Annotated in this window: 13 protein-coding genes and 1 pseudogene; 11 read left to right on the plus strand and 3 right to left on the minus strand. The window is 63.1% G+C overall.

From position 1 onward, the window contains the following. Window positions 1-251: 251 nt before the first annotated feature. The gene (locus tag Thiowin_RS12020) at window positions 252-536 is read left to right on the plus strand and encodes a hypothetical protein (protein WP_328987952.1); all 285 of its coding nucleotides are present in this window, start codon (window positions 252-254) and stop codon (window positions 534-536) included. Next, window positions 523-843 carry a hypothetical protein gene (locus tag Thiowin_RS12025; RefSeq protein WP_328987953.1) on the plus strand — a complete coding sequence of 107 codons (321 nt, stop codon included), beginning with the start codon at window positions 523-525 and terminating at the stop codon, window positions 841-843. The genes Thiowin_RS12020 and Thiowin_RS12025 overlap by 14 nt, the downstream gene beginning before the upstream one ends. Before the next feature lie 42 nt (window positions 844-885). Here Thiowin_RS12025 and Thiowin_RS12030 read toward each other — a convergent pair. After that, window positions 886-1,188 (minus strand): annotated as a pseudogene (locus tag Thiowin_RS12030) (IS110 family transposase); the annotation flags it as partial. A gap of 163 nt (window positions 1,189-1,351) precedes the next feature. On the opposite strand from Thiowin_RS12030, the gene Thiowin_RS12035 reads away from it, so the two are divergent. Genes Thiowin_RS12035 through Thiowin_RS12055 form a run of 5 tightly spaced genes read left to right on the plus strand, consistent with a single transcriptional unit; the run spans window position 1,352 to window position 8,079 of the window. After that, window positions 1,352-1,663, plus strand: coding sequence for a PIN domain-containing protein (locus Thiowin_RS12035; protein WP_328987954.1), 312 nt, complete (start codon window positions 1,352-1,354; stop codon window positions 1,661-1,663). 13 nt (window positions 1,664-1,676) lie between these two features. After that, window positions 1,677-5,405: an ATP-binding protein gene (locus Thiowin_RS12040; protein WP_328987955.1), complete on the plus strand. Its 3,729-nt coding sequence runs from the start codon at window positions 1,677-1,679 to the stop codon at window positions 5,403-5,405. Beyond that, window positions 5,406-6,047 carry a hypothetical protein gene (locus Thiowin_RS12045; RefSeq protein ID WP_328987956.1) on the plus strand — a complete coding sequence of 214 codons (642 nt, stop codon included), beginning with the start codon at window positions 5,406-5,408 and terminating at the stop codon, window positions 6,045-6,047. After that, the gene (locus Thiowin_RS12050; RefSeq protein WP_328987957.1) at window positions 6,044-7,264 is read left to right on the plus strand and encodes an RNA-binding protein; all 1,221 of its coding nucleotides are present in this window, start codon (window positions 6,044-6,046) and stop codon (window positions 7,262-7,264) included. Before Thiowin_RS12045 ends, Thiowin_RS12050 begins: the two co-directional genes overlap by 4 nt. An 11-nt stretch (window positions 7,265-7,275) precedes the next feature. Further along, window positions 7,276-8,079 carry a DUF7281 domain-containing protein gene (locus tag Thiowin_RS12055; protein ID WP_328987958.1) on the plus strand — a complete coding sequence of 268 codons (804 nt, stop codon included), beginning with the start codon at window positions 7,276-7,278 and terminating at the stop codon, window positions 8,077-8,079. A gap of 300 nt (window positions 8,080-8,379) precedes the next feature. Here Thiowin_RS12055 and Thiowin_RS12060 read toward each other — a convergent pair whose 3' ends face one another. Beyond that, window positions 8,380-8,502 (minus strand): hypothetical protein, encoded by a 123-nt coding sequence (locus Thiowin_RS12060; protein ID WP_328987959.1) that lies wholly within the window; start codon window positions 8,500-8,502, stop codon window positions 8,380-8,382. A 760-nt stretch (window positions 8,503-9,262) separates the two neighbouring features. Between Thiowin_RS12060 and Thiowin_RS12065 the strand changes: the two genes are divergently transcribed. After that, complete coding sequence (locus tag Thiowin_RS12065) at window positions 9,263-9,907, plus strand: CBS domain-containing protein (RefSeq protein ID WP_328987960.1); 645 nt, start codon at window positions 9,263-9,265, stop codon at window positions 9,905-9,907. A 4-nt stretch (window positions 9,908-9,911) separates the two neighbouring features. On the opposite strand, the gene Thiowin_RS12070 is transcribed toward Thiowin_RS12065, so the two are convergent. Then, window positions 9,912-10,553 (minus strand): HPP family protein, encoded by a 642-nt coding sequence (locus Thiowin_RS12070; RefSeq protein WP_328987961.1) that lies wholly within the window; start codon window positions 10,551-10,553, stop codon window positions 9,912-9,914. 225 nt (window positions 10,554-10,778) lie between these two features. Here Thiowin_RS12070 and Thiowin_RS12075 point away from each other — a divergent pair, with 225 nt between their 5' ends. Genes Thiowin_RS12075 through Thiowin_RS12085 form a run of 3 tightly spaced genes read left to right on the plus strand, consistent with a single transcriptional unit; the run spans window position 10,779 to window position 12,428 of the window. Further along, on the plus strand, window positions 10,779-11,210 hold the full coding sequence (locus Thiowin_RS12075; RefSeq protein ID WP_328987962.1) for a hemerythrin domain-containing protein: 432 nt from the start codon (window positions 10,779-10,781) through the stop codon (window positions 11,208-11,210). Window positions 11,211-11,235: 25 nt separating this feature from the next. Next, the gene (locus Thiowin_RS12080) at window positions 11,236-11,595 is read left to right on the plus strand and encodes a DUF2249 domain-containing protein (protein WP_328987963.1); all 360 of its coding nucleotides are present in this window, start codon (window positions 11,236-11,238) and stop codon (window positions 11,593-11,595) included. Continuing rightward, entirely contained in the window at window positions 11,592-12,428 is an 837-nt protein-coding gene (locus Thiowin_RS12085; RefSeq protein WP_328987964.1) for a hypothetical protein, read from the plus strand. The genes Thiowin_RS12080 and Thiowin_RS12085 overlap by 4 nt, the downstream gene beginning before the upstream one ends. Window positions 12,429-12,448 lie beyond the last annotated feature (20 nt).

Here is a 12,448-nt window from a genome sequence, read left to right on the forward strand (position 1 = left end):
AAGCGGGGCCAGCAAAACAGGGAGCGAAATCCGCAGAGCAAGGCCCGCGGCAACTCAAGACGGCTGAGCGGTCGAACTGGGTTAGAGTTAGACTGACGGACCAGTGAATCCAGGCGTCAAGCCCGCCCAATCGATCCCGAGGCGCTACGCGGCAGCTCGCCCTATCACCAAATTGAGCACGTTCCTCTGATAGCCTTTGAATTCGTGCGGCACGAAAACTATACTATCGTGCAAACCTATCGAGGATCGTCATGATGGCAGTCACCGCACAGGTGCCCACGGTCAAGGTCGTGGGCGCTAATGGACAAATATCCTTGGGCAAGCAGCACGCCGGCCGCCACGTCTTGGTTGAAGAGCGTGAGCCAGGGGTTTGGATCGTGCGCACCGCCACGGTCATTCCCGACAATGAGCACTGGCTGCACGAGTCACCGGCAGCCGCTGATCTGCAAGCAGCCATGAACTGGTCGCTCAGTCACCCGGCGTCGGATAGCGACATTGATGCCACGCTAACCCGGCTTGGTCATGACCAGACCTGAGTCCAGTGTCAGGCTTGACCTGAATAATCCGGTCTTCCAAGACCAGCTGTTCGCATTGCAAAAGGCTGAGCGGCACGCAGCACTGAATACACTGAAGAAGATTCGCCAGCTCACCTGGCAACAGGTCTATCGAGACCAAGGGCTAAAGTGGGAGAAAATCACCAGCATCAGGCCGCCTGCTGGGATCGATGCCCTCTACTCACTGCGGATCACGCAAGCGCGTCGGGCGACGGCGTATCGGGACGGCGAGTTTATGCGACTGCTCACCATTGCGCCTGACCATGATGCCGCCTATGGAAAGAAGTGAGATGCCCTAAGCTATCCACCCGGAGGATTTCTGGGGACGCCCGCGCGCAATGACAATGCCGTATTCGGCCAACAACCCTCGGATCTGATTGACCAGTGCCGTGCGCTGGTCAATGACCATTGAGCGTATGCGGTGGGTACCCTGGATATCTTGCTGTTCAACCTTCTTGATGGAAACGAACAATTGACGCGGGCCCCTGTTCTGACTAGACGCGGCTTCGCAAATCGCCTCGGCATCGGCCGCGTCGTCGTTCTTGTTGGTTTTCACAAGGGGCTTCACATGCTGCGGGGCGATCAGCACCACTTCATGGCCGAACCCCTGGAAGGTGCGCGCCCAGGGCCTTGATCATAAATCGGGTTATTGGGGACAGGCCAAGATTATTCAGTAATTCAAGGCCAACTGGCGCCTGCCGGGCGTCAGTTAATGAAAAAGGGTGCTTCACTGTCAGGGACAGACCGCATTTTTAGGCAGGACAGAAACAACGCATCATCTTAAGTCGGTGGACCACATGAAACCCAAGGTTTACCTCGAAACCTCGGTCGTCAGCTACCTGACAGCCCGTCTAAGCAAGAATGTGATTGAAGCAGGTCATCAGCAAACCACCTGCCAATTTTGGGATAGGCGCAACGATTTTGCTCTTTTCGCATCGGAGCTTGTGCTTACGGAAGGAATTGCCGTCATATCGCCAACCCGGAAATCCAAGCCAAAATTTCCGAGAACTTCCAGCGTAAAGGTCTATTGTTGCCGTTTCTTTGTCCGCCAGAAGAGCTTATCGGAGGAGAAGATGAGTAAGAACATTGTTCAAGCAGTTTCTCCGTGACGCAAGGATTCGCATGCCTAGCCTAAACCGTATCATCCTGATCAACACCCATCTCCATGGCGTCGTCGAACTGCTCGTCGATGGCCACACCAATATTTGCGGCACCAATGCCTCGGGTAAGACGACCTTGCAGCGCTTGGTGCCGGTTTTCTATGGCGAATATCCCAGCCGGGTGGTGCCATCGACCCGCGACAGTTTCGAGCGCTGGTATCTGCCGACCGAGCAGAGCTTTATCATCTATGAATATCAGCGCATGGATGGACAGGCCTGTCAGGCTGTGCTGGCGGCGGCCGCGGACGGCAAGGGCGTCGCCTACCGACTGGTGCAGAAGGCATTCGACCTGGCGGACTACACCCGCACCCGTCACGGCGACACGCTAAGCTGCTTTGGCATGGCGGAGTTCGGCCGGCGACTGAAGCAAGCGCAGGTGAGCGCGACCCGCTTGCTCAATACGCGCGAATACCGCGCGATCCTGCAAAATGACCGCGTTCAACTGGCTGCGGGCGCCAACAGTGGCGAGCTGCGCGCCTTCGCCCGCGAGTTTTCTCTGTGCGAGCCCGGTCAGACGTTGCGCCATATCGAGAAACTGACCCAAGCGGTGCACTCGCGCGAGGGCAAGATGGAAACCGTGCGTTCCATGATCGCCGCTATTTTGGAAGAGGACGGGGTCAGTCCGCCAACCTCCGGCCTCAAGCTCCAGCGGGTGGATGACTGGATGCGCGAAAGCCGGCTGATTCAGGGATTCGACGCCATGCGCCCGACGTTCGAGCAACTCGAGCGCGAGCACCAGGAGTTGCTGGCTTGCGAACGGCGTCTGAGCGGGTTGCGGCTCGGCTATCGCAGCGATGAGCCGCGCCAGCAACGCCTGATTGAACAAAGCGAGGAGGCCATCGCGCACATGGACGCAGCGCTGCATCAGCTCGAAGAGCGGTGGACGCAGCAGCGTGATGATATCAACCAGCAGCGTTCCGCCAGCCAGGGCGAGATCACCCGCGACGAGGGCGAGCTGGAGCAAATCGAACAGCACTACCAGCGCTTCCTGGAGGCCGACATCGAGCAGGCTAGGGCCGACCTGGAGCAGGTCGGCACTTGGCGCGAGGATCTGGAGAATCTGCGGGAACGGCTGCGTTTGCTCACCGGTCAACATCAGGATGTGGAACTCGACTATCTGGAGCGCGGTCAGCGGATTAAGGATCAGCGCGAGCGCCAGCTCGACGCGCTGCGCGAGCAACAGACGGTTTTGCAAGACCAAAGGACTGACCAGCTCGAACAGCAAACCGCCGAGTTCAGCGCCTTGCACCAACGCCAGCAGGCGGAAATGGAGACCGGACAGGAAGACTTCCGCGAGCGGGACATCCAGCTTGGCCTGGAGCGCCAACGCCTGGAGACCCAGATCGAGAGCGCCAGTTACACCGACGACGAGCGTCAGTCGCTCGCCATTTTTGCGCGACGCCGCGAGCAGGCGGAGACCGATGCCGACGCAGCCGATGCCGAGGTGCGCAGACTCGAAGGCAGGGAGCAGCAGCAACTGCGCCAGCGCGATGACGCCGATGCCGCTCTGCGCACCGCGCGGCGCCAGGTCGAGGTGCGCCAGCGCGAGCTGGACGCGGTGCAGCGTCTGCTTTTTCCCGGCCAGCACAGCCTGCTGGAATTTCTGCGCCGCGAGCAGCCCGATTGGGAGACGCGCCTGGGCAAGCTGATCGACCCCGCGCTGCTGCAACGCGCCGATCTTAAGCCGACGCTGGCCGAGTCGGCGCAGGATGCCGCCTTCGGCCTGCAATTGGACCTGGCGGCCATCGACACCCCGGAGCATGCGGCCTCCGAGCAGACCCTACGCCAGCGCCTCCAATTGGCCGAGGATGCCAAGCAGGATGCCGACAATCAGCAACAGGCGGCAGAGCAGCAGCTTCGCGAGCACACCGGAGCCTTGGAGACCTTGCAGCGCAAGCTGACAGTCGCACGCACCGAGCGAGACAATCGGCGCGACGACCTGCGCCGCATCCGCGAGGAGCATGCCACGGAGCAGAGCCGGATCAATGAGGCATTGAGCGAGCGCAAGCGCAAGGATCGTCAGGCGCTGACGGACCTGATGACGCGCATCCAGCAACTGGCGAGCGAGCGCGAGCAGTGGCGCGAGGAGATTCAGTCCCGACACCATGATGCCACGCAGGAGCGCAAGGCCCATTGGCAGCAAGTGATCGGGCGCATCGACAGCGAGCTCCAACGCCAGCGTGCCGCGATTGAGGAACGCAAGCAACAGGCCCAGAACGAACTCGACGCCTGCGAGCGCTGGTACCAGGGGGAATTGAAATCCCGTGGTGTCGATGAGCAGGCCATCATGGCGTTAAAGCAGCAGATTCGCCAACTCGATGCGCGCATCGAGCGCGGCGAGCGGCGCCGCTCCGAGGTGCTGCGCTATGACGACTGGTATCAGCACAGTTGGCTCAAGCGCAAACCGGCGCTCCAACAAGCACTCGATGACAACCGGCGGCGCGCCGCCGAATTGGACCAGGAACTCAAGGCGGCCACCAGCGCCTTCAAGACCGAACGCGCCCGACTGCACGCCGAGCGCGCCCAGACCAAGCAGCGCAAAGACGAGGCGCACGAGCAGCTCACGCGGCTCAAGGTCCTGCTGCGTCGCTTGGGCGAGCTGAAGCTGCCCGCTGACGGCGCCCCGCCCGAGGGCGCGCTTGATGAGCGTCTGCGCCAGGGCGAGAAGCAGCTGTACGTTCGTGAACAGGCGCTTGATGCGGTCAAGTCCTTTGTGGAGCATTTCGATACACTGATCGCCAGCAATGCCGGCTCCAGCCTCGCGGAATTCTGGGAGCGCAGTCGTGCCGACTGCATGCTGGTTGGCGAGCGCGACATCCCCGCGCTGGACCACCGCAAGTTGGTGCCGCACTTGGAGCAACTGCTCAAGGTTCTGCTGCCCCAAAGCCTGACCGCGCTGCGTGAGCAGGGCCGGCTGTTCGGCATCGACCTCAATAGCTATTATGACGTGCTGGCCGATATCGACCAGCGCATCGCCACGCAGAGCGCGCGCATCACGCGCGAGGTGGCCGAGGACCTCTCCCTCGACGGCGTGTCGGACTCGGCGGTGCGCATTCGCTCGCGCATCACCGAGCTGGAGTTCTGGCCCGAACTCAAGGCATTCATCCGCGCGTTCCGCGAATGGCGCGATGACGACTTCAGCGGCCTCCCCGACGAGGGCTACGTCAGCAGCATGCGTCGGGCGCTGGACATCATCGGCCGCTCGGCGCAGAGCGGCGGCGTCGCCGGACTGCTGGAGATCGAACTGCGGCTGCGTGAGGGGCAAAGTGACCTAGTCATTCGCACCGACCGCCAGCTCAATGAATCATCCAGCCACGGCATGGCCTATATGATCCTGTGCAAGTTCCTGCTCGCCTTCACTCGGCTGCTGCGCGGTCGCGCGCCGGTCACCATCCACTGGCCGATCGATGAACTGGGCACCCTGCACAATCACAATGTGAAAAAGATCTTCGACGCCTGCGCCGCCAACGACATTCGCGTGCTCGGCGCCTTTCCCAACCCGGACTCGGAGATTCTCGGGCTTTTCGCCAACCGCTACATCGTCGACAAGCAGACCCGCCAACTCCAGACCGTCAAGCCTCGCATCGACGCCATTGCCGCCAAGTTGCGCCAACGCAGCGCTGGCGACCAGGGAGAAGTGGCCTCCAGCTCGGTCCATGCAGCGGACGTTCATCCAGAGGAGGGCCGCTAGATGCTATCGATCAAAGGCCATGTGATCGCGCGTCTGCTTCAGGGGGCGTTCATCTGTCGCACGACCGACGAGGACGGATGGCGTTTTCTGATGACCCCCGGCAATCGCGAGGAGGTGGACGCCTACTTAAGCCAGCTCAACCGACAGGTCGCCACTGTCGGCGCCAGCGCCGACAGCGAGGTGTTCTTCTGCGGCTATCGCCAGTTTGACGACGACGAGCGCAAGGTGATCAGCCAGCAGTTTCGCGACATCTGCCAGGCGCTCACGCCGATGGCCGAATGGCTGGTGCTGGTGCAGGAGGCGGCGGCCCAGGACGCGCCGCTCACCGAGGGCGCGCCCTTGCGTCTGAATGAGCTACAGACCGTTATCGAGGACACCCCGGCGCTGCGCGAGCAACTGGCCCGCATCAGCCACTACCGGCTGTTTGGCTCCACCAGCCCGACAACCGATACCCAGCTCAAGCTGGTCTTCAAGCGATTGTGCGAGCTGGGTTATCTGATTCGCCCCAACCCGGACAAACAGATTTATCTGGCCACCGGCAAGCTGGACTATCTCTATGAGGTGATCCGCTTCATTGATGAGGCCGAAGGGCTGGGCCTGGAGGCCCAGGCCGAACTCGCCAGCCAGGGCCAGTTGCTGTGAGCGGCACGCTGCGACAATCCGGGGTGCGCTTTTTGCGTCAGCTCGCACGCCAGGCCGGGCCGATCATGGATGCCTACCTGGCAGGCTCGGTGCCGGATGACGCGCTCGAACCTGGCGTGCAGGAGCGTCTGGTCAAGCACGGCATTCTCTATCGCCCCGAGCCTGGCGCGGACCTGCACCTGCGCCGCGTTGTGCGCGCGCTGCTCGAAGAGGCGCTGCGCGATGAGCGCAATCGTCAGATTGATGCCAACACCGGCTCGGCGCTCGCCAGCTTCAAAACCTTGGCGGACCATTACAAAGAGGCCCGGCATCAGGGTGACTACGCCGCCGCCGAGGTCTATCTGGCCGATCTGAGAGAACACGTTTACGCTTTCGGTGAGACCCTACAACACAGCATCCGGGTGCTCTGGAGTCGCATCAACAATGAGTTCGGCTACGTCGGCACGCTCACCGCCAAGATTCGCGAGAACGAGCTGGCGCAGTCGCAGGTCAGCGCGCTGCTCGGCGGGCTGGAGCTGGTTAGTTTCCAGGCGTTGGCCGAGACCGCCGGCGATCTTCGCGAACTGCGCCATCTGCTGGTCACCAACCTGCAACGCACACTCAGCGCCTGCATCCAGGAGCTGAGCATCGTGCAAGGGCGCCTGCTCGAACAACTCGGCCGCTTTCGCGAGATTCGCGGGCGCACTCGGCTGCTCAAGGGTTGGCTGCTGCACATGGAGCAGCATCCGGACTATCAGGTCGGACCCCATGCCGGCGCCCGGTTGACGCCGCAGTTATTTAACCAGGCCCCGCCAGTGCTGGCACCCGCGAGCCTGAACATCCACGACGCCAGCCTGGAATCGGAGCTGCTGGCCCTGTTGGCGCCAATCCGCGCCCAGCAGACGCCAGCGCGCTCTGTCGTGTTCTTGGGCGATGCACCTGAGCTGACGCTGCACACACCAGACGCTTTTGAGGTCCGACCCAATCCGATACGCGCGGCGGTGGAGGCCTATTTCTGCCAGGTCATCGACAGCGGCCAGGCGATCTCCGCGCTCGACTACCATCGCCAGGAGACGCTGCCCTGGGACGCCGAAACCTGGCTGTATCAGGTGATTGGCGGCTACGATGGCCTGCCCGCGGCGCAGAAGCATCACTTCGAGCTGGACATGCAAGGTGAGCCGCATCCGCTCTTCAGCGGCAACTTCATGATTCACGATCTGCGGCTATGGCTAGCCTGAGCAAACGGCACATGCAGGCAGTTCACCGCCTGCTGCGCGATGAACTCGACAGCGTCGCGCGCTCGCGGACCTGGGACGAGATTCAGCAAACTTTTGAGCTGGGCGAGCCGCGCGGCCGACGACTGCACTTCAGCAGCGCGCACCGCCACGAGTTGCGCGAACTGGCCCAGCGGGCTTGGGGCTTCGACCCGCTCGTCGGCGTGCCCGAGGGCGATCGCCGACAGGTCGCCGCCAGCGCGATTGATGAGAAGATCGCCCGTGAGCGACCGAATGATCGTTATGTGCTCGTCAAGGGCCAACTGCCAGCGTCACTGCCAAGGCTGACGCCCGAGATGAGCCTGCGTATCCCGCTGACAGCGCTGCATCGCGACGCGATCAGCCAAGTCGTCGTGGTCGAGAATCTGGACAGCTTCGACGACTGGCACGCCTTTACCGCACCTGCCGAGCTAGCCGACTCTCTGGTGCTCTATCGCGGCCACGGCGGACTCGCACACGGTGCCTGCCAGTTACTCAGCATCCTGCCCGAGCAGATTTCCGTTGCGGTCTTCCCCGACTGGGACCCGGCCGGCCTGCGCATTGCTCATACCCTTCCCCGCGCTGACGCCTTGCTGTTGCCTGAGCTCGACCATCACTTGCTGGCAAAAGGCAACCGAGAACATTTCGCTCGCCAGCATCTGGCCGCTCAGTATCTTGACAATGCCGCGCTGGGCGAGTGGGAGACGGTTTGGGATACCATGAAAGCGGCGCAAGTCAGCATCAAACAGCAGCACATGCTCGCCCTTGGAAGACCCTTGCGACGGGTTGCGCGGTATTGATCCGAAGGCGCGAAGCCGAAGCAACTTCGGGAAAAGAAAAGGCTCAGAAAAGGGGCCAGGCTCAGAACGAAAAGGTGCCAGGCTCGATTTTTTCCAATGCCCAGGCCGGTCAGGATCAGCAGGGCGCGGATGTGCTGTTGTCCAAGTCTCGTCATTAATTGGCTCCTCGTGGGGTGGCGCGCCCGCGAGTCGCGAACGCCAGACGCGGCAGTCAGCCAAACCTCCTAATTGAAGGCCCAGGGCGGCGCGCGAGCCATGACTGACGTTTTTGTTCGAGGCGACCCCAGTGCGCTCGTTCATTTAACGACTTGGTGAGAGCAGGTCCGGGTTCTCGGGCTGCGCCAGGTCATTGGTCTCGGCGGTTTTTATCGCAATTTCGCTGTCATCGAGACTGGCGGCGAGCAGCCAGTCCTTCAGGTCCATCGCGTAGACCTCCGCAAGATCCTTGATCGGACTTCGCGAGTGTCCGTCGGGTATCTTGAATCAGTGCGCTTGCTCGGCGGCGAGTTGACGAACCTCGTCTGCGCTCAGGCCGGTGCAGGATGCGATGATCGCGAGGTCGATTGCGCAACTCGAAGCTCCACACGGCTTTGTTGGCGTACTTCGCCTGCTTAAATAGCGTGAAATTGAGCAGGTGAATGCCGATGACCGGCTTGATGGCGCGGTATCTTGTTAGCATAGCAATGAAACCGCCGCACAGGGCGCTCCAGACCCGTCACCCCATGTGACAACCGCTGTCGCAAGCGTCGAAAAACCGGCAACATAGAATGGAAAGTCGGTAACAGGACATGCCCTGGATGGCGGATCGAGAACCTGTCGATCAGATCGCCAGATGCGCCGGACCTGTCGAATTTTTCGGGTGTTTTCGACAGGTTCATGGGCCGACGCGGGGCGTGTCGATAATTTCGCCACGGCTGTTGGCACTCTTGGTGCCGGGGACGCAGCGGATGCCGAGATCGGTTTTCCAACAGCATGAATGCCAGTTCCTGTTTCATTCCGCTGGCGCTCAGATGCGTCGCATCGCCGGTTTTATCCGGAAAGCATATTCCATCAGTCATGACTGACAGTCTTGGTGAAACAAGGGGCGCAGGCAAGACTTGATCCGAGTCTAGGCGCCGCAGGCGCTGGCGCGCCAGGCTCTGTGCTGAGTCAGCCTTCAGCCACCCCACCAAGGAGTCCGCTCATGACCCCATCAATGCCCCTGGATCCGACTGTCCCGCCAACCGCCTTTGGCGCCGCTGGCGAGGCGTTGCCCGAGCTGGAACTCTCCGAGGAGGACATTCATGCCGCCATGCGCCATCTGTCGGGCTACATCGATATTTCCACCAGCGACTTTCAGGCCATTTACCATCTTGCCCACACCCAAGCGATCGAGCGGCTGTTCGGTGGCCTGCGCGCCGGGCGCCTGATGCGCACCGGCATGGCCCCGCTCACCCCCGACCAATCCCTGGCCGATGCCGCGACGGCACTGGCGCGCCAGGGGCTGAAGGGCTTGCCGGTGGTGGATGCCGGCGGCGCGGTGCTCGGCATGCTGACCGAGACCGACTGCCTGCGCGAACTCGAGGCCGCGATCCTGCCCGAGCTGCTGGTGCGCCTGATCGAGGCGTCGGGCCAGATCACCCATCGCTGTCATGAAACCCGCGTCGGCGCCGCCATGACAGCGCCGGCGGTGAGTGTCGATCCGTCCGCCGGCTTCGCCGCCATGATCGCGGCCTTCCAGCGCCATCCGGGACGCGGAATGCCGGTGGTGGATGCCGAGGGCAAATGGCTTGGCTTGCTGCTGCGCAAGGATTTTCTGGCGGCTTTTCGTCTGGGGGAGCAGTTATAGCGGACTAGATCCAAGTCTCCGGATAGCGCCGCCCCGCCGGAAGGTTGTTCACCACCACCCCCACCAGCAGCAGGATCAGCGGTCCCAGGGTGGCGGGGATCAGGCAATAGATGAAGCCCAGCGCATGGATTTGCTCCGATCCAATCACCGCGATCAGCGCGGTCGCGCCACCCGGCGGGTGCAGGGTGCGGGTGGCGTGCATCAGCGCAATGGCCGTGGCCACCGCCAGGCCGGCCGCCAGTTCGGGCCAGGGGGCGAGCAGTTGCCAGGCGGCCACGCCCACGGCCGCCGAGACCAGATGACCGCCGATCAGATTGCGCGGCTGCGCCAGCGGGCTGCGCGGCGCGCCATAGACCAGCACCGCCGAGGCGCCCAGCGAGCCGATCAGCAGAATGAGATCGGCATCCGCGAACCAGAACTGATGCAGCCAGGCCACGGCGCCGATGCCGAGCAGGCTGCCGATCCAGGACCAGAGGATTTCGCTCCAACTCACGCGCGGCGGCGAGCCGCGGGTGGAGCCGCGCATCTTGGCGAAATAGGCGCCCAGTCCACGCAGCAGGCGTTGTCCTGTCGCGGCGGCTGAGCCTGGGTTGCGCCGCGCGGCGCTGCGGGCATCCTCCGGACCCTTGGGTCGATGGGTGTTCATGGCGAAGTCTCTAAGGGGTTGACCTGGCCGCCTACCCTGCGCCAGCCACGGCGCTGCATCCTTGATGCAGGTCAAGCCGCCATGGTGTCAACTCCCCAACCTTGTCCTTGACCTTGCCGCTTGACTTAAGTCAAGGGCAAGCCTTCCTTTCCGGCTAAGACACTGCCCCGGGCCATCCCGAGTCCGCTGTCCTGTTTCACCTTCACCCGGTCGAGGCACATTCTCATGTCCCAGCCCTTTGTCATCACATTGACCGCCGATCATCGCCGCTGCGATCAACTGCTCGCCCAGGTCGAGACCGCCATCCAGGCCGCAGATTGTCCGCTGGCCAGCGGCGCGACCGAGGCCTTTTGCACTGCGACCGAGGGGCACTTCCGGTTCGAGGAAGAGACGCTGTTTCCGCCGCTCGAAGCCGTCATGCCTGGCGCCACCGGCCCGACAGCGGTGATGCGCCAGGAGCATCAGCTCATCCGCGGGCTGATGGGCGATCTGCGCACGGCGGTCGCGGCCCAGGACTGCGATGACAGCCTCGGCGTGATCAGCACCCTGCACATGGTCTTGCAGCAGCACAACATCAAGGAAGAAGGCGTGCTCTACCCGGCCGCCGACCGCAATCTGGCCGACCGCGTCGAGCAGTTGCTGGCCAGCCTGGCCTGAGCGATTAAACCTCGGAACAAAGGTCATGCATCGCGCCGAAGACGACAAGCCGTTAGAAATGTATGAGAAACAGGCCGGTGCAACGCCCGACGACTCCCTTCCTGGCTCGCCTCTCGCCCCTTACCCCTCGCCCCTCAATACCCGTTATCTCGATGTCTCGACCCTACCGCCGCCCGAGCCGCTGGAGCAAACCCTGGACGCGCTCGGGCGGCTGAAAACCGGCGAGCGGCTGATTGTGCATCATCGCCGCCAGCCCTATCCGCTCTATGACCTGCTCAAGCGGCTGGGGTATCGCTGGGAGGCCAGTGGCACGGAGGGCGGCTGGCGCATCCTGATCGAAGCCGACCCGGCGGCCGCGGACCCGCTGGCGCGGCCACTGCTATGATTGCCACCGCCGGCTTGAGCCTGGAGCAGGCGCCGCCGCTTGATCTGCCGCGGCGGTTGTTCCTCACTGCGCCGCTCTTTGCCATCGCCGCCGCGCTGCTGCTGTTTGACCAGACCGAGGCCATCCTGGCGACGCGCTGGAGTCCGGCGGCCCTGGCCGCGACCCATCTGCTGACGGTCGGTTTTCTCGGATCCGTCATGTCCGGGGCACTGTTGCAGATGCTGCCAGTGGTGGCCGGCGCGCCGGTGCCGAGGGTGCGTCTTCTGGGCACCGCGATTCACGCGCTGCTGACCCTGGGCGCCCTGGGCTTGGCGCTGGGGTTTTTGCACCGCTGGTCGCTGGCGCTCGGTCTGGGCGCACTCTGTGCCGCACTGGGCTTTGGCCTGCTGGCGGTTGGGGCGCTCGTGGCTTTGGGGAGGAAACGCCTTTACCCCGTCGAGCCCTTCACCTGGCCACCGCTCGCGCTGCTCATCACCCTGGTACTCGGCCTGCTGCTCACAGCGGCGGTCCTCGGCTGGCTGCCGTTGCCGAATCGGCTGGCCTGGGTGGACTGGCATGCCCGCTGGTGGCTGTTTGGCTGGGTCGGACTGCTGATTGTCAGCGTGAGTCTGGCGGTGGTGCCGCTGTTTTATGTCACCTCGGCGTATCCGCGTGCCTTGGGGTCGCTCGGGGCGCCAGTGCTGTTTGTGCTGCTGTGTCTGGCCGGGCCTTGGGGGCATTCGCCGCTGCTCGATTGGGCACTAGCCGGGGGCTTTGCCCTGTTTGCGCTGATCAGCCTGCGCCTGCTGGCACAGCGCGCGCGCCCGCGACCGGACGCAACGCTGTGGCACTGATGGGCCGCGCTGGCGACCCT

Origin of the sequence: Thiorhodovibrio winogradskyi (assembly GCF_036208045.1) — a bacterium.
Taxonomy (GTDB): Bacteria; Pseudomonadota; Gammaproteobacteria; order Chromatiales; family Chromatiaceae; genus Thiorhodovibrio; species Thiorhodovibrio winogradskyi.